We start from the raw sequence: 20,619 nt of genomic DNA, 5'->3' as shown, positions 1-20,619 counted from the left end.
AGCGATTGTGCGCCGTTACGCTGCCTCGCGCAACTCCAGGTCGAGCCGGTCCCAAACTTCGACCAGGGCGTCGACCAGTTCCTGCATCATTTCCTCGGTATGCGCCGGCCCCGGCGTGAAGCGCAGGCGTTCGGTACCGCGGGGTACGGTCGGGAAATTGATCGGCTGCACGTACATGCCGTATTCGGCAAGCAGGATATCGCTGATCTTCTTCGCGCGAACCGGATCGCCGACCATCAGCGGCACGATGTGGGTCACGCTGTCCATCACCGGCAGGCCGGCGGCACGCATCATCGCCTTGAGCTGCGCGGCAGCGGCTTGCTGGCCGTCGCGTTCCTCGCTGCTCTGCTTGAGGTGGCGGACCGAGGCGAGCACGCCTGCGACCAGCACCGGGCTGAGCGAAGTGGTGAAAATGAACCCGGGGGCGTAGGAGCGGATCACGTCGATGATCTTCTTGTCGGCAGCGATATAGCCGCCCATCACGCCAAAGGCCTTGCCCATCGTGCCTTCGATGATGTCGATCCGGTGGGCCGCCTCGTCACGCTCGGAGATCCCGCCGCCGTGCTTGCCATACATGCCGACGGCGTGGACTTCGTCGATGTAGGTCAGCGCGTTGTACTTCTCGGCGAGGTCGCAAATCGCGTGGATCGGTGCGACATCGCCGTCCATCGAATAGACGCTCTCGAAAGCGATCAGCTTCGGCACGTCCGGTTCTTCGGCCGCGAGCAGCTCTTCTAGGTGCTCGACGTCGTTGTGGCGGAATACGCGCTTCTCGCAGCCCGAATTGCGAATGCCCGCAATCATGCTCGCGTGGTTGAGCTCGTCGGAGAAGATGATGCAGCCCGGCAGCAGCTTGGCGAGCGTCGAGAGCGTCGCGTCGTTCGAGACATACCCGCTGGTGAACAGCAGCGCGCCTTCCTTGCCGTGGAGGTCTGCCAACTCGGCCTCGAGGTCCACGTGGTAGTGCGTGTTACCGCCGATATTGCGGGTGCCGCCCGAACCGGCGCCGACATCGTGCAGCGCCTCTTCCATCGCGGCAATTACCTTGGGATGCTGGCCCATCGCCAAATAGTCGTTGGAACACCACACGGTGACCGGCTTGGGGCCGTTGTGCCCGTGGAAGCACCGCGCGTTGGGGAACGCCCCCTTGTTGCGCAGGATATCGATGAAAACGCGATAGCGGCCTTCGGCATGGAGGCGATCGATCGCCTGGTCGAAGATCTGGTCGTAATTCACAGGCACATTCCACGGCAGCGCCGGGTTCGAGTCCGGCAATTTGCGAACGGTCGGTTACTCGTTTGCAACCGATTTTGCCACTGCGATCTTTGCGAATGGTTCTTAAATGTCATGCAGGGTCGAAAAACGTCGGCAAGGGCGAGCTGTCGTCGGGGCGCAAAAAGTCGCCGCGCAAACTATCGACGAATGCGGCGTAGTCGGCCCGCACCTCCAGCCACATCGCGTGTTCGTTGCTGGCATCGGGTGGAAAGGTCTCGAACAGCACGGCCAGCGCTGCATCGACCAGCCCAAGATACCAGCGCGGAGGCACCTGCAGCGTGTCGTTGTGGTGGACGATCGTGGTGCCCTGGTCGATCCGTGCAGCAGCCGGGTCTTCAACCCATTGCAGCAACATAAAGATGCTTTCGGTGGCCATCCTGCCTTCCAGGTCGCGGGTCTGACCGAGCCCGTGATGCTCGAACGAAGAGCGGGCATCGGGGTGGTCGCGATAGAAGCGATTGATGACCTGGCCGGCCACGTCCCCGCGTTGTTCCGCCAGTCGCGTCAGGCTGCGAGTGGCAAGGTAAATGCGATCTTCGCCCACGGTGCTGTCAGAGCCTCTCGATGCGTTCGATCCCGAAGGCCGAAAACGTCGGCGCAAGCCGTTCGAACTCGGTGAGTTCTCCAGTTGTGATGGCCAAGTCGGGCTCGCTGCGGGCAAAGGGCAGGCCTTGCGTCAGGTGGGAGATGCGGCGGGCAATGCCTTCCGCCCCGTGGACGAAGGTGATCTCGCGACCGAGCGCAGCGCGCAATTCGTCCTCGATAAGCGGAAAGTGGGTGCAGGCAAGCACCACTGTATCGATCGATGCGCCGTCTGGCTGGCTGCGTAGACCATCGACCGCCGCTGCAATTGCGCCATTATCGACAGGCTCACCGCGTAGCTTGGCCTCTGCCGCTGCGACCAGTCCCGGTGCGGCATAACGCAGCAGGCGCTTGTCGCTAGCGAACTCAGCCTCAAGCCGGTCGACGTAGCCTTGCCGGATCGTCGCTTCTGTCCCGAGTAAGCCGATCACCCCGGTCTTTGTCATCGCGGCTGCCGGCTTGATCGCCGGCACCGTGCCGACGATCGGAATGTGCAGCACGTCGCGCACCATGCCCAATGCGATCGTGCTGGCGGTATTGCAGGCAATCGTGACGAGGCGCGGGCGGTAGCGTTCGCTCAAACGCCCCAGCAGCCCCGCGACCCGCGCGGCGATCTCTGCTTCGGTCTTCGAACCGTAGGGCAAGCCAGCCGTGTCGGCCGCGTAGATCACCGGTGCTTCGGGCAGGACTTTGCGCAACTCGGCGAGCACGGTCAGCCCGCCGACGCCGGAATCGAAGAGCAGGATCGGGGCAGATGGGTCCAAGTCAGATCAATCCCGTGCGGCCCGCGCTTGTCGCTGGCCGGTTATGCGCTACACCGCCGCTAGAGGAAAAGGCGGGGCTTCGACAAGTAAGTCCTGCATGGTTAGGGGGATAGCATGGAACTCCTGTTCGCTGCATTGACCGGATACCTGCTGGGGTCGATCCCCTTCGGCCTGCTGCTGACGCGGTTTGGCGGGGCGGGCGACGTGCGCCAGATCGGTTCGGGCAGCATCGGCGCGACCAACGTGTTGCGCACAGGGCGCAAGGGACTGGCAGCGGCGACCGTCCTGCTCGACGCTGGCAAAGGCCTGGTGGCAGTGCTGCTTGCGGACCGTTTGTGGCCCGGAATGGCCGGGGTGGCAGCGGTTGCCGCGATTGCGGGCCATTGCTTTCCGCTGTGGCTCAAGTTCAAGGGCGGCAAGGGTTTTGCTACCGCTGCCGGGGTGTGCCTGGCGCTGTCGTGGCAGGTCATGCTTGCGTGTGCTGCCGTGTGGGCTGCCACGCTGGCGATCAGCCGGATATCGTCGGTCTCGTCGATGACGACAGTGATTGCCGCGCCGATCCTTGCGTGGTTGCTCGGCTTTCCTTCCATCGTCACGACGCTGGTAGCGGTCGCTGCGATCGTGATCATCCAGCACCGCGCCAATATCGGTCGCCTGATGCGCGGCGAGGAACCGAAGGTCGGCAGCAAGAAGTGAGCGAAACCGGGCTGTCCCAGACCGAAGCGTTCGCGCGCATCCGGCTGCTGCGATCGCCCAATATCGGGCCGGTCAGCTACGCCCAGCTCTTGCGCCGGTTCGGCAGCGGTGAAGCAGCAATCGAAGCACTGCCCGAACTCGGCAAGCGCGGTGGGCGCGATTACCGCGCAGCGCCACCGGATGCGATCGCGGAGGAAATCTCGCAGGTTCGCCGGGCAGGCGCGCGGTACCTTTTCCACGACCAGCCTGATTACCCTGCGTTGCTGGCCGAAACACCCGGCGCGCCGCCAATCCTGACCTGTCGCGGCGAGATCGCGCTGGTGGCCAAGCCGTGCGTGGCGATGGTCGGCGCGCGCAACGCCTCGGCGGCGGCAGTGAAGCTGGCGCGCGAGTTTGCCGCAGCCCTGTCAGCGGAAAGCTATGCCGTCGTTTCGGGCCTTGCCCGGGGGATCGACGGGGCGGCGCACGAAGGTGCGTTTCCGGCGACGATAGGCGTGATCGCCAGCGGGATCGACATCGCCTATCCGCCGCAGCACGCCGACTTGCAGGAGCGGATTGCGACCGAGGGCTTGCTGCTGGCCGAGCAACCGCCCGGGACCGAGCCGCGCGGAAGCCACTTTCCAAGCCGCAACCGGATCATCGCTGGGCTTGCTGCGGGAACACTGGTTGTGGAGGCCGCGCCCAAGTCCGGCTCGCTCATCACCGCGCGGCTCGCGGGCGAAGCGGGCAGGGAGGTCATGGCGATCCCCGGCAGCCCGCTCGATGCGCGCAGCCAGGGCTGCAACCAGCTGATCCGCGACGGCGCGGTGCTGGTCCAGTCGCCCGAAGACGTGATCGAGCTGCTCTCGACATTCGACGGCTCGCCGCGTTCGACTTTCCGCGAGGCGGCGCCTGCCTATGAGTGGGGCGACGAGGACTTCGCCGAGGCCGAACCTGCTGACATCGCAGCGCTGCTCACCACTGCCCCGGTGACGGTCGACGAATTGATCCGGCAGTCGGGAACGAGCGGCGCAGCTGTGCAGCTTTCGCTTCTAGAGCTTGAAATTGCTGGAAAACTGGTGAGACATGCCGGTGGGAGAGTTAGTCTTGTCATATGAAGTGAAATTCGCCGCACGCGTTTATCGTTGGGCAGCGATATACGGGATTGCTTCGCTCCTGCTGGCCTATCTGCGACCCGTGCCCGATCCGTGGCACCTTACTTACCTCGCTTTCGTCGGTGTTGCGCTGGTGTTCCAGGGCGTGTTCCTCGTCATTGCCCGCGATCCTGTGCGGTTCGAACCGCTGATGCCGGTGACGTTTTTCGAGAAGCTTTGCTTCGGAGTCCCGGCCGTGGCGTTTGCCGCGCGTGGGCAAGTCGAACTGACGATGGGCGTATTCGGCGCGATCGACCTGGTGCTGATGACGCTGTTCTTCATCGCATGGCGCCGACTTCGCAACGCAGCCGCTTGACAGCATCGAATCCCCGACCCCACCTTCGCGCGTACATACACGTACGCACGTAAGGACCGATCGCCCTCTCCATGCAGCTAGTAATCGTCGAATCGCCGGCCAAGGCGAAGACCATCGAGAAGTACCTCGGCGCGGACTACAAGGTCCTCGCATCCTACGGCCATGTCCGCGACCTGCCGCCCAAGGACGGCAGCGTGCGGCCGGACGAGGACTTCGCGATGGATTGGGAAGTCTATTCCGACAAGCGCAACCGCGAGCAGGTGAAGGCGATTGCCGATGCTGCGAAGAAGGCCGACCGCCTGATCCTCGCCACCGACCCCGATCGCGAGGGTGAAGCGATCAGCTGGCACGTGCTCGACCTGCTCAAGAAGCGCAAGGCGCTGCCCGAAGACGTCGAGCGGGTGACCTTCAACGCGATCACCAAGGCTGCCGTGACCGGCGCGATGGAGCACCCGCGTGCGCTCGATCAGGACCTGATCGATGCCTACCTCGCCCGCCGCGCGCTCGATTACCTGTTCGGCTTCACGCTTTCGCCGGTCCTGTGGCGCAAGCTCCCCGGCGCGAAGAGTGCAGGCCGCGTGCAGTCGGTTGCTTTGCGGCTGATCGTCGAGCGTGAGCGCGAGATCGAAGCCTTCGTGCCGCAGGAATACTGGTCGGTCGTCGCGCACATGCAGCATGACGGGACGAAGTTCGACGCGCGACTCGTGACGTTCGACGGCAAGAAGCTCGAGCGGCTCTCGATCGGTGACGAAGGGACGGCCAAGGCAGCGCAGAAGGCGGTCGAGGAAGGTCGCTTCATCGTCGAGGACGTCGAAACCAAGCCATTGAAGCGCAACCCCGCGCCGCCGTTCACCACCTCGACGCTGCAGCAGGAAGCCGCGCGCAAGCTGGGCTTTTCTGCCAGCCACACGATGCGCTGTGCCCAGTCGCTCTACGAGGCTGGCGCGATCACCTACATGCGGACCGACGGCGTGCAGATGGACGGCAGCGCGATTTCCGCTGCGCGCAAGGCGATTTCGGACCGGTTCTCGGGCCATTACCTCCCCGAAAAGCCGCGCATCTACCAGACCAAGGCCAAGAATGCGCAGGAAGCGCACGAAGCGATCCGCCCGACCGACTTCAGTCGCGAACGGGCCGGTTCGGGTGACGAAGGCAAGCTCTACGACCTGATCTTCAAGCGCGCGATGGCGAGCCAGATGGCAGCTGCGAGTCTCGAGCGGACCACAGTGACGATGCGCGACCCCACCGGCCGGCACGAACTGCGCGCAACCGGGCAGGTAGTGAAATTCCCAGGTTTCCTCGCGGTCTACGAGGAAGGTCTCGACCAGAAGTCCGATGACGACGACGAAGGTTTGCTTCCGCTGATGCGCAAGGGCGACGCACCGCACAAGGACGCGATCGATGCGACCCAGCACTTCACCCAGCCACCGCCGCGCTATTCCGAAGCCAGCCTTGTCAAGCGGCTCGAGGAGCTCGGGATCGGGCGCCCGTCGACCTACGCCAGCACGATCCAGACGCTGCGCGATCGTGACTACGTACGGATGGAGAAAAACCGTTTCTTCGCAGAGGAATCAGGCCGTCTTCTGACAGCATTTCTCGAGCGGTTTTTTCCGCGCTACGTCGCTTACGACTTCACCGCCGGGATGGAAGACGAGCTCGACGAGGTCTCGGGTGGGCGCGAGGAATGGAAGGCGCTGCTAAGCCAGTTCTGGCGCGACTTCAAACCCAAGACCGACGAGGTCATGGAACGCAAGCCGTCCGAAGTGACCGAAGCGCTCGACGAGTACCTTTCGGACTACCTGTTCCCTCCTCGCGAGGATGGAAAGGATCCGCGCACCTGCCCGCTATGCGAGCAGGAAGGGCGTGAAGGTGGGCGGCTGAGCCTGCGGGGTGGGCGCTACGGGGCGTTCATCGCTTGCGCCAATTACCCCGAATGCAAGTACACCCGCCGCTTCGCGCAACCGGGCGGCGAGGGCGACGGCGGGGAGGACGATGGCGTGATGGGCCAGCATCCCGAGACCGGCGAGGACATCCACCGCAAGTCGGGTCGGTTCGGTCCTTTTGTCCAGATGGGCGAGGGCAAGGATGCCAAGCGCGCCTCGATCCCGAAGGACCTGCCGGACTTTGATCTCGACTGGGCGATAAAGCTGCTGGACCTACCGCGTATCGTCGGTGCGCATCCTGAAACGGGCAAGGAAATCGAAGCCAATATAGGGCGTTACGGGCCATATCTGCGTCATGACGGGAAGTACGGCAAGCTCTCCTCGACCCGCGACGTATTCGAAGTGGGCATGAACGCCGCGGTCACGATCCTTGCCGAAGCCGCCAACCGTGGCGGTCAGGGTAGCCGTGCGAAGACGGAGCCGATCAAGGCGCTTGGAACGCACCCCACCAGTGGCGGGGAAATAAAGGTCATGCCCGGCCGTTACGGGCCCTATGTCACCGATGGCACGACCAACGCGACGATTCCCAAGGACGTGAAGCCCGAGGATGTCACCGAGGCCCAGGCGATCGAGCTGATCGATGCGCGTGCGGCAAAAGGTCCGGCGAAGAAGAAGGGGCGGCGGAAAGCCAAGGCCAAGAGCTAGCTCGAACCCGCTCGGCGTCGGGGCGGCTAGCTAGAGCCGGAACCAGCCGACCGCGAGCGATGCCGCCAGCACAACCATGCTTATCGCGAGCGCAAACGCGGCCGGCTTGGCGTGGCTGCGGCCGTAGACGATAGCCGCGCCCAGTTTCACGCCCATATTGGCGAGGATGGTCCCGGTGAGCGCCAGCGCGGCAAGGGCGGGGGTGATCGATCCGGGTTCGAGGCCGCCCGCGGTGACGATTGCCGCGTCCACATCCATCGTACCCATCAGCAGGAGCAGCACCGCGATTCCGTGTTCGCCGAACTGGCTTTCGCCCCAACGGGCCGCGACTGCCGCCACGGCGACGAACGCCACAAACGTAAGGGCGGGCAGCATGGCTATCGGGTTGCCGGGCAAGACCGGCGCGCCGCTCGGTTCGGCGCGGCGGTAGAGGAACAGGCTAATCGCCATCGTTGCGATCATCGGCGGGAAAACCAGCACTGCAAACGGCACGATGATCGGCGTTGCGATTACGCCAACCAAGATGAGCACGCGTAGGTACATGACGGAACTCGCGAGCGCGATCCCGGCGTTTTCGGCCCACCCGCCGCCACCCGCGCCAAGGCGCTGCGCGAAGGCGTAAGTAACCGCCGTAGAGCTATATGCTCCGCCGATAATTGCGGTGGCGATCGTGCCGCGTCGGGCGCCGAACAGGCGGTTGGCGACATAGCCGATGAACGAGAACCCGGTGACCGCGATGACCACCAGCCAAAGCGTGTGCAGGTCCCATGCTTCGTATGGCCCGTAGCGACCGTGGGGCAGGAAGGGATAGACGGCTCCTGCGATGACTGCGTACCGAGCGAGCGCCTTGATGTCGGCTTCGTCCATCCGCGCAAGGAACCCGTGCAATTCGGTGCGAAGCGCCAGTGCAAGGGTGACAAGTGCCGACCCGGCAATTGCCAGCGCCGGATACCCCACGCCTGCGGCGAAACCGAGCGCAATGGTGATCAATGCGGCGACCGCTGTCGTGGCGTCCGGCTTGCCATCTCGATCAACCGCGCGGGCATAGCCGATCAGGATTATGCCGACCGCGCCTGCCAAAATTGCGCCTCCGATCAGCGCGAAGTCGCTTTGCGCCATCAGCCCGGCAACCCCGGCGAGCAGGCCGAACAAGGCAAAGGTGCGGATCCCGGCAACGCGGGTTCCGTCTGCTTGGCCGCGCAGCTTCCACCCGCGTTCGATCCCGATCAGCAATCCGGCGGCAAACGCTGCCCCGGTATTCAGGATTTGCTGGTCGAATTCCATTGGCGGCGAAAGTTCCCCTAGCGCACCCAGTCGAGCCCGATTTCCTCGTAGATCTCGCGGCTGTCGGCCCAGTTCTCCTCCACTTTCACGTGCAGGAACAGATGGACCTTCTGGTCGAGCACTTCGCTCAGTTCCTTGCGCGCGGCTTCGCCGATCGCCTTGATCCGGCTGCCAGCCTTGCCGAGCACGATCGCGCGCTGGTTGTCGCGGGTGACGACTATCTGCTGGTGGATCTCGACGCTGCCATCCTTGCGCTGGGTATAGCTCTCGGGGCGCACCGCGCTGTCGTACGGCAGTTCCTCGTGCAGCTGGCGGTATAGTTGCTCGCGGGTGATTTCGGTTGCGAGTAGACGTTCGCTGGCATCGGACACCTGGTCTTCGGGATAATGCCACGGCCCCTCGGGCATCGCCGAGGCCAGCGAGGCCTTCATTTCCGCCACGCCGTCGCCGGTCAATGCGGAGACGAAGAACACCTCGGCAAATTCGGCCTTGGCGGTCAGCTCCTGCGCCAGCGCAAGCAACGGCTCCTTCTTCGCGACATCGACTTTGTTGAGTACTAGAATCTTGCGTTCGTGGCGCTGGGCCAGTGCTTCGAGCAGCGGTTCCAGTTCGTGCCGACGCTGCTTGACCGGATCGACCACCACCAGCACCGCATCGGCCGCTTCCGCGCCTTCCCAAGCTGCGCTGACCATCGCGCGGTCGAGCCGCCGCTTCGGGGCGAAGATACCCGGCGTATCGACCAGGATCATCTGCACATCGCCTTGAAGCGCGATGCCCATCAGTCGCGCACGGGTCGTTTGCGCCTTGGACGAGACGATCGCGACCTTCTGGCCCACAAGCGCGTTGACCAGCGTGGACTTGCCCGCGTTGGGCGCGCCGATCACCGCAACTACTCCGCAATGCGTTGAGGCGGTTTGGTTCATCCGAACTGCTCCATGAAGGCCCGCGCAGCCGCGGTTTCGGCTTCCTGCTTGCTGGAAGCGGTTGCTTCGGCTTCGCCAACACCGTGAATTTCCACTCGCACGGTGAACCGTGCCTTGTGGTCGGGACCGCTGCGGTCGATCAGCGTGTAGCTGGGCATCTTGCGGCGGTTGCCTGCGGCCCACTCCTGGAGCGCGGACTTGGGATGCTTGGCATGCCCGATCCTGCCTTCGACTGCGCTGCGCCATAGCCGGCGAACGAGATCGCGACTGGCATCGAACCCCGCATCGCGCAGATTGGCTCCGAGCAGCGCTTCCAACGTGTCGCCGAGGACGTTTTCGCTTTCGTGCGCGCCGTCGTCGCGAGCCTGCTTGCCGAGCAGTACATGGTCGGGAACCCCGATACCACGGGCAATCGAGGCGCACGTCCGTTTGTTGACCAGCGCGTTGAGACGCTGGGCGAGCACGCCTTCCGCGTCGGGCATTTCCTCGAATAGCCATTCGGCCATCGACAGGCCGAGTACCCGATCGCCGAGGAACTCGAGGCGCTCGTATGTCGGGGTCTCGCCGGTGCTGCCGTGGGTCAGCGCCTCACGCCACACTTCGGGATTGCGCACGGTAAAACCATTCGCTTCGAGCCAAGCGAGCGTTCCTGGTTCGAGCGTGCTCAAAAGGTGTTCCCGAGCCGATCCCACCGCGCCGCGGTGAACCAGGTCCACGGCAGGAACCAGTTGGCCGATCCGTCGGTCGACCACATCATAAATGTCGCGCGCCCGACCAGCAGGTCTTCGGGCACCATGCCCACGCCGCCACCTGCCGCGGCAGGGAAGCGGCTGTCTTCCGAATTGTCGCGGTTGTCGCCCATCACGAACATATGTCCTGCGGGGACTTTCACCGGCCCGAAATTGTCTTGCGGGGTCGGGCCGAAGTCGAGCGTATCGTAGCTTTTCCCGTTCGGCAGCGTTTCCTGGTACTGGACATAGACGCAGTCCTTGCTGGTCCCGACGGGGACCACCTGTCCGCCCCACGTGCAACCGGTATTGGGCGACATCGGCAGAGCGAAATCGCCGATCCTCTCGCGCTCGACCGGTTTGCCGTTGAGGATCACCTGGCCGTTCCTGACCTCGATCGTATCGCCCGGAAGCCCGATCACCCGCTTGATGTAGTCGACCTTGTCGATCGGGTGCTTGAAGATGACCACGTCGCCGCGTTGGGGATCGTGCGCCAGGACTCGCCCCGGGATCAGCGGCGCATCGAGCGGCAACGAATAGCGCGAGTAACCGTAAGGCCACTTGGCGGCGACCAGGTAGTCCCCGTTCCACAGGCCCGGGAGCATCGATTCGCTCGGAATCGAGAAAGGCGAGAACACGAAGCTGCGGAACGCGAGCACGAGCACCGCTAGCTTGATCACGAACCACAGGAACGAACCGAGCGTTTCCTTTTCGGGTTCCTGCTTGGCCGAGGATTCGGTGGGCGGAGTGGGAGAAGCTGCTTCGGTCATGCGGCGGCTGGCTGGTTACGCATTCGGGAATTCCTGCAACTGGTGCGCCGCTCGCACTGCGCATTCGTATTGCGCGGCGGGGCAGGGGGTATGCGCGCTTGCAAACATCGCCGCAGTCCCTAGTCGGGTGGAGGCCAGTATGGAAAGGGATTTTCACGTGACCGACCCCGTTGCTGCCGCTTGGCAAGCGATCGAAGATGCACCCCGCCGGACCTTGCAGGAGCTGTTCGCTGCCGATGCCGCGCGCGTGGGCAAGCTGTCGACGCGGCTCGAATGGGGCGAGGATGAATTTGCCGGCGGGATGCTGCTCGACTGGTCGAAGACCCATCTCGATGATGACCTGCTGGCCGGTTTCGAAGCGCTGGCGGACGCGTGCGGCTTTTTCGAGAAGCGCGCGGCGCTCCTTACGGGCGAGAAGGTCAATGTGACGGAAGGTCGCGCGGCGGAGCACACTGCACAGCGCGGCGTCGGTGCCGATGCATCGGTGGAAGAAGCCGCAGCGCTCCATGCCCGGATGCAGATGCTGGTCGAAGCGATCCACGGCGGCGCGTTGGGACAAATCGACCATCTGATCCACATCGGCATCGGCGGGTCGGCGCTGGGCCCAAAGCTGGCGATTTCGGCGTTGTCGCGCGATCTCTCGTTGGTCGACGTCCATGTCGTGTCGAATATCGACGGGATCGCGCTGGAAGACGCGTTTGCCGCTTGCAATCCGGCGACCACGCTGGTCGCGGTCGCGAGCAAGACTTTCACCACGATCGAAACCATGACTAACGCCGAGAGCGCGCTGAAGTGGCTGCGGGACAACGGCGTTTCCGATCCCTACGGCCGGGTCGTTGCGCTCACCGCATCTCCCGAAAAGGCGGTCGATTGGGGCGTCGACGAGACCCGTGTGCTGCCGTTCCCCGAAACGGTCGGCGGACGTTACTCGCTGTGGTCGAGCATCGGCTTCCCGGTTGCACTCGGCGTGGGTTGGGACGATTTCGAAGCGATGCTGGCGGGCGCGCAAGCGGTCGATGAACATTTCCGCGACACCGATGGCCGCGACAACCTGTGCCTGCGTGCCGCCTTCGCCGACCGCTATTATACGCGCGTCCTGGGCTGCCAGACGCGTGCAGTGTTCGCTTACGACGAACGGCTCGCACTGCTGCCCGACTACCTCCAGCAGCTCGAGATGGAATCGAACGGAAAGCGCGTCACTGCCGATGGCGAACCCGTCACCGAGCCGACCGCCCCGATAACCTGGGGCGGGGTCGGGACCGATGGGCAGCACGCGGTATTCCAGCTGCTTCACCAGGGCACTGTGACCGTGCCGGTCGACTTCATCGCCAGCATCGCACCGGGCGACGATCTCGATCGGGCGCACCATGCGATCCTGCTCACCAACTGCTTCGCCCAAGGCGCTGCACTGATGGCGGGCGGCAACATGGCGGCGGACGGCAAGGACCCGGCGCGGGCATTCCCCGGCAACCGCCCGAGTGCGACGATCCTGTGCGACGACCTCGACGCGGCGACGCTGGGCGCGCTGATCGCCTTTCACGAGCACCGCACTTTTGCCAACGCCTTGCTGATGGGCATCAACCCGTTCGACCAGTTCGGGGTCGAACTCGGCAAGAAGATGGCCAAGGACATCGAGGCCGGAGGCGGTGACTTCGACGCCAGCACGACTGCGCTGCTGGCGGCTGCGGGTTTGAACTAGGCAGACCGGTTTCGATTGACTTTTTTGCTGCGCTGCACCACATGGCGCCTCATCGAAGCGCCTTGGCAGCGTGAACAGGCGGAAAGCCGCCCCGGCCGCGCTTCGGTTCCAGATGAATGACTTCCCTTTTCACGCGGGTTGTTGACGGGGCCTTTCCGGCTCCACCACCCGCTGCTCCGCGCGCCCGGATTGGGCCTGCGCGTCGCCGCATATATATTGCGAGTACCAATACTCATGACTTTCGAAGAACTCGGGCTGTCGCAGCCCGTCCTCCAGGCGCTGGACGAGAAGAACTACGCCACGCCCACCCCGATCCAGGCACAGGCGATCCCGCTCGTGCTGCAAGGCCGCGACCTGTTCGGCATCGCCCAGACGGGCACCGGCAAGACCGCCGCGTTCATGCTCCCGAGCATCGACAACCTGCGCGATGCCGACCGGCAGACGCCGTTCAAGTCGTGCCGGATGCTGATCCTTGCTCCGACCCGCGAGCTGGCCGGCCAGATCGCCAAGTCCGCCCGCGACTATGGCGGTTACACCGGCCTCAAGGTGCAGAGCATCGTCGGTGGCACTTCTGTCGGTAAGGACCGCAACAAGCTCCACCGCGGTACCGATATCCTCGTCGCCACCCCGGGCCGCTTACTCGACCTCGTCGATCAGAAGGCTTTCCGGCTCGACGGCGTTGAAATCCTCGTGCTCGACGAAGCGGACCAGATGCTCGACCTCGGCTTTATCCACGCGCTGAAGAAGATCGTCAGCCTCGTTCCGGTCAAGCGCCAGACGCTGCTGTTTTCCGCCACCATGCCGCAATCGATCCGCGATCTTGCGGGCCAGTACCTGCGCAGCCCCGAGCATGTCTCGGTCGCGCCGCAGGCGACCACCGCAGAGCGGGTTGAACAGTTCGTCACCCGCGTCAATCAGGATGAAAAGCAGGCGTTGCTCGATCTGATGCTGCGGGGCCGCTACCACCAGTGCAAGGACATGGACCGCGTGCTGGTATTTACCCGCACGAAGCACGGCGCTGACCGGGTCGTGAAGAAGCTCGGGCAGCAGGGCATCGAAGCCAATGCGATCCACGGCAACAAAAGCCAGCCGCAGCGCGAGCGCGCGTTGGCGCTGTTCCGTTCGGGCAAGGTGCCGGTGCTGGTCGCGACCGATATTGCCGCACGCGGGATCGACATTCCCGGCGTGAGCCACGTGATCAACTTCGAACTGCCCAACGTGCCGGAGCAGTATGTCCACCGGATCGGCCGCACTGCGCGCGCCGGTGCCGACGGCATCGCGCTAACGCTGTGCAGCGATGACGAGCGGGCATACCTGCGCGATATCCAGAAGCTGACCGGTGTTACGCTCGATCGCCTGCCTTTGCCGGACGATTTCCGCGCAGTGATCGAGAACGCGCCGATCGTGAAGCCCAAGGGCAATCCCGGGCAGGCCCAGCAGGGCCGCCGCGCAAAGATGGTCCAACCGCGTCCACTCAGCGAGCACTCCGGTGCGCGCCGCGGCAAGCCGCAAGGCAGCGGCGAACAGCGCAAGCGCGCCGAGGGCGGCAATCACGGCAAGCCGGGGGGCGGCAACCGCCGGCGTCGCAATCGTGGTGGCGGAGGTCGCCAGGCGCGCGGCTGAGCGAGCGCTTTTCGCGCTGGCCCATTGAGATAGTCGGCACCCGCCGCCATATGCGCCCCTGACTTCAGGAGTTGCACATGGCCGAATACGACTACGATCTCTTCGTCATCGGTGCCGGATCGGGCGGGGTCCGGGCCAGCCGGGTGGCGGCGAGCCACGGGGCGAAGGTCGCGGTGGCGGAGGAATACCGGGTCGGCGGCACGTGCGTGATCCGTGGGTGCGTCCCCAAGAAGATGCTGGTCTACGGCTCGATGTTCGCTGAAGAGTTGGGCCATGCCGAGCGGTTCGGATGGACGGTCGAAGGCAAGAGCTTCGACTGGCCGACGCTGCGCGACTTCGTGAACCGCGACGTCGACCGGCTCGAGGGGCTCTACGGCCAAACGCTCGACAACCATGGGGTTGAAGTGATCCCCGAGCGTGCCACGATTACCGGACCGCACGGGATCAGGCTGGCGAGCGGGCGCGAAGTCACTGCCAAAGTGATCCTCGTCGCTACCGGCGCGCATCCGACAATGCCCGATTTCCCGGGTGTGGAGCACTGCATCACTTCGAACGAGATGTTCCACCTCGCGGAGCAGCCGCGCTGCCTGATGGTCGTGGGGGGCGGTTACATCGCGCTTGAATTCGCAGGGATCTTCCAGGCGCTCGGCAGCGAAGTGACGGTGGCCAATCGCACCGACCGGATCCTGCGCGGCTATGACGAACAGATCGTCGAGCGGATGCTCCATGTCGCGATGGGCCGGGGAATCAATTTCCGGATGCACAGCCTGATTCAGAAGGTCGAAAAGGCCGACGACGGTTGCCTGCTGGTCGATTCCGGCGAGACCAACCCGGTCAAGGTCGACCAGGTCCTGATCGCGATCGGTCGCGCCCCGAATACTGCCGGACTTGGACTCGAAACCGCCGGTGTCGACCTTGGCAAGCACGGTGCGATCAAGGTCGACGAATACAATCGTACCAGCTGCGAGAGCATCTATGCGGTGGGCGATGTTACCGACCGCGTCCAGCTGACGCCGGTGGCGATCCGCGAAGGCCACGCCTTTGCCGATACCGTGTTCGGGGACAATCCGCGTACGATCGATTATCATGCGATCCCCAGCGCGGTGTTCAGCCAACCGCCACTCGCAGGCGTCGGACTCACCGAGAGCCAGGCGCGGGCGACTTACGGCAACGTGAAAGTCTATTCGTCCGATTTCCGGCCGATGAAAAACATCTTCTCCGACCATCCCGAGCGGGGGCTCTACAAGATGATCGTCGATGCCACGTCGGGCAAGATCCTCGGGATCCACATGGTCGGGCCGGAATCAGCTGAGGTCATGCAAGCCGCCGCCGTGGCGGTGAAAGCCGGGCTGACCAAGGCAGATTTCGATGCGACGGTCGCGATCCATCCGACGATGGCGGAAGAGCTGGTCCTTCTGAAATAGGGCTAGCGCGCGAAGCGGGCAGGGCCGATGTCGGCCACCGTCACGCCGAGCGCCGCAAGCTCTTCCGGCCAGTCGAGCCCGAACAGCAACGCCTCGGCCGCCGCGGCCAGAGCGGGCGAGGTCTGGAACCCGAAACCGCCTTGTCCCGCAAGCCAGAAGAATCCCGGCGCTGCAGGATCGTATCCGACTACCGGATGTTTATCCGGCGCGAAGCTGCGCAGGCCCGCCCAGCTGTGCTCGATCCGCCGGATGTCGAGGCTGGTCGCCTGCATAACCCGGTCCGCGACGATCGCGATATCGAGTTCCTCCGGCGCAGCGTCGCACGGCTCGCTGGGCGTCTCGTCCATCGGCGAAGCGAGCAGTCGGGTTGAGCCTTCGGGCAGGACATAGAAGCCTTCGCCGACGGTCTTCACGAATGGCCAGGGAGACACGTCCACTCCGTCGGGCGCGGCAAACTGGATCACCGTTCGCCGGAGCGGTGAAATGCCGATCGGTGAGACACCGGCGATGTCGGCTATCTCGTCGGCCCACGCCCCGGCTGCGTTGACCACACGTGCGGCGCTGTAGCTGGCACCAGACGTGTCGATCTGCCAGCGATTGCCCGCAGAAGCGATCCGCTCCACCCTTGCCCGGCATTCGAGCGCACCCCCTGCGGCATTGAGCGCTCGAACATGGGCTTGCAGCATCGCGTCAGTATCGAGCTTGAGTGCACTGCGTTCGAGGATCGCTTCGCGAAATCCGCCTTCGCCGATGTCGAGAACCGGCACGATCCCGGCAATGCGCTCAGGCCCGACCCGTTCGTAATCAGCGCCAAAGCTGCGGAGCGAATCTTCGAGCGCATCGAGCAGCGCGGTCTCGTCCTCGCGGACGATGTGTAACGCCGGATGGCGGCGAACCAGCGTGTCTCCGTCGGATGATAGGGCCTCGAGGCTCATCGCCGTAAGCGCACGCACCAGCCGGTCACCGAGCCCGAAGTGCAAGTACGCCACGCTGCGCCCGGACGCATGGTAGCCTGGATGATCTTCACCCTCGAGCACCACCACTTCACCGTGCTGCGCAAAACGGGCCGCAGCCGAAAGACCGGCAATCCCTCCTCCAATGACGATTGTTTCGACCTGACGCATTGCGACTCCTCTAAGTCGGCAGGGAGTAGATTGTTCGATGCAACCGATCCAGCTAGTTTGATGGCGAAGGAGATCGCACCGATGGCACAAACTGTACTGGTCACCGGCGGCACAGGTTACATCGGCGGCGAAGTCATCGACCAGTTGCTGGCGAATGGCCACGCGGTCCACACGACAGTGCGCAACAAGCCCAAGAGCGAACCGCGCCTGCGCGAGCGCTGGCCCGACGCTGGCGATCGTCTCAAGGTGTTCCAGGCGGACCTGATGGAAGATGCGGGCTGGGCGGAGGCCTGCGAGGGATGCGATGCGGTCGCCCATGTTGCATCGCCGTTCCCGTTCGGGGTGCCCAAGAGCGCCGATGAACTGGTGATCCCGGCACGCGAAGGTACCTTGCGCGCGTTGCACTTTGCGACCGATGCAGGGATCGAACGGTTCGTCCAGACCAGTTCTGCTGCAGCGATTGCTTATGGCCACCCGGGCCAGGAGCAATTCGACCACACGGACTGGACCAACCTGACTGCCGGGGTGCCACCCTATATCGAATCAAAGACAGTCGCCGAGCGCGCCGCGCGCGACTGGGTTGCGGTGAACAATCCCTCGATGGCGTTCTGTTCGGTCAACCCGGTCGCGGTCCTTGGGCCGGTCGCGAACGACGACCTTTCCACTTCGATCGAGATGCTCAAGCGGGTGCTCGACGGATCGGTACCGATGGTCCCGAATGTCGGTTTCAGCGTGGTCGACGTGCGCGACGTGGCGAAGATCCACGTGCTGGCGATCGAAGCGCCGGCATCGACTGTGCGTGGTGAGCGTTTCCCGGCATCCGAAAGCTTCCGCTGGTTCGGCGAGATGGTCGATGTTGTCCGGCGCGAGGCACCCGAGTTCGCCGGGAAGCTGCCCAAGCGCAACATGCCCGATTGGCTGGTCAAGCTGCTGCGGCCGTTCAGCGCAGACCTCAAGCAGCTGGCGAGCGAGCTTGGCCACAGGCGCGACGTGTCGGGCAAGCGGGCGGAGGAATTGCTCGGAATGAGCTACATCCCCGCCGACCGGACGATTGCCGACACCGTTCGCAGTCTCGCCGCGCATGGGATCGTCAAACCCTGATCGTCGGCGAAGCGTTGCACGGCAGCGACGAGCCGCGATTCTTTGCGGTTGTGCCACACGGCGTCGAGGCGCAGCAGGGCCGCGTGAAAAAACGGATCGCGCTCCCCATCGCTATGCTCGCCGCATGGTCGGCTCCAGCTCTCGCCCACGGCGACCACGTCGAGGCAAGAGCCTCGCCGTGGAGCATGTGGCAGTTCTCCCCGGAGATACTCATCGGAATCGCCATCGCCGGCGCGATCTACTGGCGTGGCAGCCGCAACGGACAGGTCGCCGAGAGGTGGCGTGACGCGGCATTTTATGGCGGGCTGTTCGCGCTGTTCCTGGCGCTGATATCGCCGATCGAGGAAGTCGCCGACCATATCTTCGCGATCCACCAGATCGAACACATGCTGCTGCGCACGATCGCGCCGATGCTGCTGTTCCTCTCGCGGCCGCAGGCGGCGGTGGTGCGCGGATTGCCGCCCGGCGTGTCGCGGTTCTTTGCCGGACGCGGATGGCTGCGCGAGATAGTAGATTTCCTGCGCATCCCGGCGATCGCGACGATCCTGTTTCTCTCTGCCAGCTATTTCTGGATGTACCCGCGCTGGCACGACATGGCGATCCTCGACGAGCCGATCCACTACATGTGGCACATCAGCCTGCTGGTGACCGGGCTGATCTTCTTCTCGGTAGTGTTCGACCGCAGGCCCGCGCCGCAAGGGGCAGGGCTGGGCGCACGCATCGCGATGGTGGTGACGGCGGCGCTTGGCAATATCATCCTCGGCTCGTTCCTCACCTTCAAGACGATGCCACTCTATTCGGCCTATCTCGAGCTCGGTCATATGTGGCACGTCTCGATGCTCAGCGATGAGCAGACCGGCGGGCTGGTGATGTGGATCCCGGGCACGATGATGTTCGCGGTATCCGCCGTGATTGTCATCCACCGCTGGGCAAGCGAGGAGGCGCGGGTCGACGACCGGCGCACCCGCACCGGGCGCGGCGGTACCGTCACCAAGACCAGTAACGGCGCGATGGCATTCGGCCTGTCGCTGTTCTCGGTCCTGATGCTGCTGCTGGCGGTCGCAGTAGTGGCGGTGATCGACCATCCGCACGACCGGCAGCGCGACTTCGGGATGGCCGGGGAAATACCCGGCTAGCCGATCCGGTAGGGCACGACCCCGCGCCGATCCGGGTCGACCGCGATCGGGCGGTCGCTGGGAGGGAACGCGCGCTGGTCGCAGTCGTCGCGCGGGCAGATGCGGCACGATATCCCGATAGGCGTGACGGTGCGGTCCGACTTGAGGTCGAGCCCATCGGCATAGATGAATTCGCGCGCGTGCTCGGTTTCGCACCCGAGCGCGACGGCATAGCGGCGCGGGCTTCGGTCGAAACTGCCCGAAGGCTTCACCAGTCCTCTGGCCATCGAAACGTAGCGCAGCCCGTCGGGGGTTTCGGCCAGCTGGACGAGGATCCGGTCGGGGATTGCAACAGCCTCGTGCACGATCCACAGCGGGCAGGCGCCGCCGAAGCGCGCGAATTGCAGCCGGGTGGCCGAATGCCGCTTGGTAATGTTGCCGGCCATGTCGACCCGGCAAAAGAAGAACGGCACGCCGCGCGCACCTTCGCGCTGGAGCGTGGAGAGACGGTGGCAGGTCTGCTCGAAACTGGTGCCGAAAGCCTGCGCGAGCCGGTCGATATCGTGGCGCAGCGCGCGGGCATCACGGCGAAACCGCTCATAGGGCATCAACAGCGCGCCCGCCGCGTAGTTACTCAGGCCGACGAACAGCAGCTGGCGCGACGCGGCGGTGCGCAGGTGTGCGGCTTCTACCACCGCCGCGATTTCGTCACGCAAGGCGATTGCAGCAAGCTGGTGAGCGAGTTGAAACCGGCGGCTTTCGGCGGGAAGGCCGGGGTCGATCACCAAGTGCCGCATCGTCCCGTCAAATTCGCGCAAACCCCGATTGTGTGCGTAGAGCAGCGAGACAGATAACGCGCTGCGCAGATGGTCCTCGATCGCCTCGAGCCCGGGGGAGGGCGCACCGCGTGATAGTTGGGCCGCCAGAGCTTCTGCAGCGCGGTCGACCGGGTCGATGTAGTTATTTGCGAAGTGGAACCAGTCGCGCACTTCCTCCCACGGCAGGCGCGCGCTTCCCTGGTCGTTGGCAAGGGCTTCGTCGATCATCTCCAACCGCTGCCCGGTGCGGCGATAGGCTTCGTGCAATGCGACGAACCGCTGGGCGAGGGCGGGATGCTGCTCGGCAAAGCGAGTGAGGGTTTCGGCGGGCAGCGGTTCGGCGAACAGCGGATCGGCGGTCGCTTCGCCTAGCGCGGCGGATAGCGTGCCGCGTGCGTCGCTGGCGGGTTCGCTCCAGTCGAGCGGGAATTCGCTGGCAAGCCTTTCTAGCAGGCGCGGGGTCAGCGGGCGGTCGTCGTTCTCGAGCTGCGAGAGATAAGACGCACTGATCCCCAATCGCTCGGCCATATCGCCTTGGCGCAGAGCTGAGGTGCGGCGCAGTGCGCGCAGCGATTGTCCGGCGAAGATGCGGCCACGGGTCGGCATCCGCTTTGCATAGTTTGCAAAGTTCGACTTTGCAACTTTGCAACTTCACA

The 20,619-nt window shown here is 64.5% G+C and carries 18 protein-coding genes; 9 read left to right on the top strand and 9 right to left on the bottom strand.

Features of this window, described 5'->3' with window-relative positions; translation table 11 throughout:
- Nucleotides 1-15: 15 nt before the first annotated feature.
- The 3 genes from hemA to murI form a co-directional block, all read right to left on the bottom strand.
- Nucleotides 16-1,236: a 5-aminolevulinate synthase gene (hemA, locus tag CJO11_RS02195; RefSeq protein ID WP_095011242.1), complete on the bottom strand. Its 1,221-nt coding sequence runs from the start codon at nt 1,234-1,236 to the stop codon at nt 16-18.
- 109 nt (nt 1,237-1,345) lie between these two features.
- The gene (locus CJO11_RS02190) at nt 1,346-1,819 is read right to left on the bottom strand and encodes a hypothetical protein (RefSeq protein ID WP_095011241.1); all 474 of its coding nucleotides are present in this window, start codon (nt 1,817-1,819) and stop codon (nt 1,346-1,348) included.
- 7 nt (nt 1,820-1,826) lie between these two features.
- Nucleotides 1,827-2,621 (bottom strand): glutamate racemase, encoded by a 795-nt coding sequence (gene murI, locus CJO11_RS02185; RefSeq protein ID WP_095011240.1) that lies wholly within the window; start codon nt 2,619-2,621, stop codon nt 1,827-1,829.
- A gap of 114 nt (nt 2,622-2,735) precedes the next feature.
- On the opposite strand from murI, the gene plsY reads away from it, so the two are divergent.
- The 4 genes from plsY (at nt 2,736) to topA (ending at nt 7,354) form a co-directional block, all read left to right on the top strand.
- Nucleotides 2,736-3,317, top strand: a complete 582-nt coding sequence (plsY, locus tag CJO11_RS02180) for a glycerol-3-phosphate 1-O-acyltransferase PlsY (RefSeq protein WP_095011239.1) — start codon at nt 2,736-2,738, stop codon at nt 3,315-3,317.
- Entirely contained in the window at nt 3,314-4,414 is a 1,101-nt protein-coding gene (gene dprA, locus CJO11_RS02175) for a DNA-processing protein DprA (protein WP_095011238.1), read from the top strand. Before plsY ends, dprA begins: the two co-directional genes overlap by 4 nt.
- Before the next feature lies 1 nt (nt 4,415).
- Entirely contained in the window at nt 4,416-4,766 is a 351-nt protein-coding gene (locus CJO11_RS02170; protein WP_095011237.1) for a hypothetical protein, read from the top strand.
- 71 nt (nt 4,767-4,837) lie between these two features.
- Nucleotides 4,838-7,354 (top strand): type I DNA topoisomerase, encoded by a 2,517-nt coding sequence (gene topA, locus CJO11_RS02165; protein WP_095011236.1) that lies wholly within the window; start codon nt 4,838-4,840, stop codon nt 7,352-7,354.
- A gap of 30 nt (nt 7,355-7,384) precedes the next feature.
- Here topA and CJO11_RS02160 read toward each other — a convergent pair whose 3' ends face one another.
- Genes CJO11_RS02160 through lepB form a run of 4 tightly spaced genes read right to left on the bottom strand, consistent with a single transcriptional unit; the run spans nt 7,385 to nt 11,059 of the window.
- Entirely contained in the window at nt 7,385-8,638 is a 1,254-nt protein-coding gene (locus CJO11_RS02160; RefSeq protein WP_095011235.1) for an MgtC/SapB family protein, read from the bottom strand.
- Between the two features lie 17 nt (nt 8,639-8,655).
- Nucleotides 8,656-9,561, bottom strand: a complete 906-nt coding sequence (era, locus tag CJO11_RS02155) for a GTPase Era (RefSeq protein ID WP_095011234.1) — start codon at nt 9,559-9,561, stop codon at nt 8,656-8,658.
- Entirely contained in the window at nt 9,558-10,229 is a 672-nt protein-coding gene (gene rnc / locus CJO11_RS13340; RefSeq protein ID WP_240504524.1) for a ribonuclease III, read from the bottom strand. Before rnc ends, era begins: the two co-directional genes overlap by 4 nt.
- Nucleotides 10,226-11,059, bottom strand: coding sequence for a signal peptidase I (gene lepB, locus CJO11_RS13335; protein ID WP_240504523.1), 834 nt, complete (start codon nt 11,057-11,059; stop codon nt 10,226-10,228). The genes rnc and lepB overlap by 4 nt, the downstream gene beginning before the upstream one ends.
- 157 nt (nt 11,060-11,216) lie before the next feature.
- Between lepB and pgi the strand changes: the two genes are divergently transcribed.
- From pgi to gorA, 3 genes are all read left to right on the top strand, one after another.
- Nucleotides 11,217-12,758: a glucose-6-phosphate isomerase gene (gene pgi / locus CJO11_RS02145; RefSeq protein ID WP_095013161.1), complete on the top strand. Its 1,542-nt coding sequence runs from the start codon at nt 11,217-11,219 to the stop codon at nt 12,756-12,758.
- A gap of 234 nt (nt 12,759-12,992) precedes the next feature.
- On the top strand, nt 12,993-14,381 hold the full coding sequence (locus CJO11_RS02140) for a DEAD/DEAH box helicase (RefSeq protein WP_095011233.1): 1,389 nt from the start codon (nt 12,993-12,995) through the stop codon (nt 14,379-14,381).
- 77 nt (nt 14,382-14,458) lie between these two features.
- The gene (gene gorA, locus CJO11_RS02135; RefSeq protein WP_095011232.1) at nt 14,459-15,805 is read left to right on the top strand and encodes a glutathione-disulfide reductase; all 1,347 of its coding nucleotides are present in this window, start codon (nt 14,459-14,461) and stop codon (nt 15,803-15,805) included.
- Nucleotides 15,806-15,807: 2 nt separating this feature from the next.
- Here the strand turns inward: gorA and CJO11_RS02130 are convergent, their stop codons facing one another.
- Nucleotides 15,808-16,929: an NAD(P)/FAD-dependent oxidoreductase gene (locus CJO11_RS02130; protein ID WP_095011231.1), complete on the bottom strand. Its 1,122-nt coding sequence runs from the start codon at nt 16,927-16,929 to the stop codon at nt 15,808-15,810.
- Between the two features lie 81 nt (nt 16,930-17,010).
- Here CJO11_RS02130 and CJO11_RS02125 point away from each other — a divergent pair, with 81 nt between their 5' ends.
- Complete coding sequence (locus tag CJO11_RS02125; protein ID WP_095013160.1) at nt 17,011-18,030, top strand: NAD-dependent epimerase/dehydratase family protein; 1,020 nt, start codon at nt 17,011-17,013, stop codon at nt 18,028-18,030.
- Nucleotides 18,031-18,080: 50 nt separating this feature from the next.
- On the top strand, nt 18,081-19,166 hold the full coding sequence (locus tag CJO11_RS02120) for a cytochrome c oxidase assembly protein (protein WP_240504522.1): 1,086 nt from the start codon (nt 18,081-18,083) through the stop codon (nt 19,164-19,166).
- On the opposite strand, the gene CJO11_RS02115 is transcribed toward CJO11_RS02120, so the two are convergent.
- Nucleotides 19,163-20,569: a helix-turn-helix domain-containing protein gene (locus tag CJO11_RS02115; protein ID WP_095011230.1), complete on the bottom strand. Its 1,407-nt coding sequence runs from the start codon at nt 20,567-20,569 to the stop codon at nt 19,163-19,165. The two genes, CJO11_RS02120 and CJO11_RS02115, sit on opposite strands and share 4 nt — an antisense overlap.
- Nucleotides 20,570-20,619: the final 50 nt, after the last annotated feature.

The sequence above is a fragment of the Tsuneonella mangrovi genome, assembly GCF_002269345.1.
Taxonomy (GTDB): Bacteria; Pseudomonadota; Alphaproteobacteria; order Sphingomonadales; family Sphingomonadaceae; genus Tsuneonella; species Tsuneonella mangrovi.
Note: the sequence above shows the minus strand (reverse complement) of the source record. Positions and strands in the feature narration are given on the sequence as shown.

What these genes read in the sequence shown, in the direction of transcription:
- plsY (WP_095011239.1), top strand. Translation starts at nt 2,736, where the DNA reads ATGGAACTCCTGTTCGCTGCATTGACCGGATACCTGCTGGGGTCGATC.
- topA (WP_095011236.1), top strand. Translation starts at nt 4,838, where the DNA reads ATGCAGCTAGTAATCGTCGAATCGCCGGCCAAGGCGAAGACCATCGAG.
- CJO11_RS02160 (WP_095011235.1), bottom strand. Translation starts at nt 8,638, where the DNA reads ATGGAATTCGACCAGCAAATCCTGAATACCGGGGCAGCGTTTGCCGCC.
- era (WP_095011234.1), bottom strand. Translation starts at nt 9,561, where the DNA reads ATGAACCAAACCGCCTCAACGCATTGCGGAGTAGTTGCGGTGATCGGC.
- lepB (WP_240504523.1), bottom strand. Translation starts at nt 11,059, where the DNA reads ATGACCGAAGCAGCTTCTCCCACTCCGCCCACCGAATCCTCGGCCAAG.
- CJO11_RS02140 (WP_095011233.1), top strand. Translation starts at nt 12,993, where the DNA reads ATGACTTTCGAAGAACTCGGGCTGTCGCAGCCCGTCCTCCAGGCGCTG.
- gorA (WP_095011232.1), top strand. Translation starts at nt 14,459, where the DNA reads ATGGCCGAATACGACTACGATCTCTTCGTCATCGGTGCCGGATCGGGC.
- CJO11_RS02130 (WP_095011231.1), bottom strand. Translation starts at nt 16,929, where the DNA reads ATGCGTCAGGTCGAAACAATCGTCATTGGAGGAGGGATTGCCGGTCTT.
- CJO11_RS02125 (WP_095013160.1), top strand. Translation starts at nt 17,011, where the DNA reads ATGGCACAAACTGTACTGGTCACCGGCGGCACAGGTTACATCGGCGGC.
- CJO11_RS02115 (WP_095011230.1), bottom strand. Translation starts at nt 20,569, where the DNA reads ATGCCGACCCGTGGCCGCATCTTCGCCGGACAATCGCTGCGCGCACTG.